Genomic DNA, 508 nt, shown 5'->3' with positions numbered 1-508 from the left:
GGGTCGCGAGCAGCCCCGAGTTGAAGATCGCGGCCGACACGACGTCGACGCCGTGCGCGAGCGCCGCGGGCAGCAGGTCGGCGGCGGCGCTCTGATCCAGGAGCGTGTACCGACCCGCGACCATGACGACGTCGAGGTCGACCTCCTCGATGAAGCGCGTCAGCATGGCGGACTGGTTCATCCCGGCGCCGAAGGCGCGGATCACACCCTGGGCCTTGAGCTCCGCGAGGGCCGGGAACGCGCCGTCGAGTGCCTCGCGTTCGTGCTCGTCGGGGTCGTGCACGAAGACGACGTCGACGCGATCGAGCCCGAGCCGCTCGAGGCTGTCGTCGATCGACCGCAGGACGCCGTCCCGCGAGTAGTCGAGAACACGCCGACGCGTCGCGGGCACGTCGAAGAGGTTCGCGATGTCCGTACCGACGACCTCACCGTCGACCGGTTCGAGCAGTCGACCCACCTTGGTGGAGACGACGTACTCGTCGCGCGGAAGGCCGGCGAGCGAGGCACC

The 508-nt window shown here is 70.1% G+C and carries 1 protein-coding gene; it reads right to left on the bottom strand.

Annotation, left to right across the window (positions count from 1 at the left end; translation table 11 throughout):
* A partial coding sequence (locus tag AC4FQ5_RS20215; protein ID WP_491146550.1) for an aldo/keto reductase occupies nucleotides 1-508 on the bottom strand: 508 nt, incomplete at both ends.

The organism is Chryseobacterium sp. DT-167 (assembly GCF_058310155.1).
Note: the sequence above shows the minus strand (reverse complement) of the source record. Positions and strands in the feature narration are given on the sequence as shown.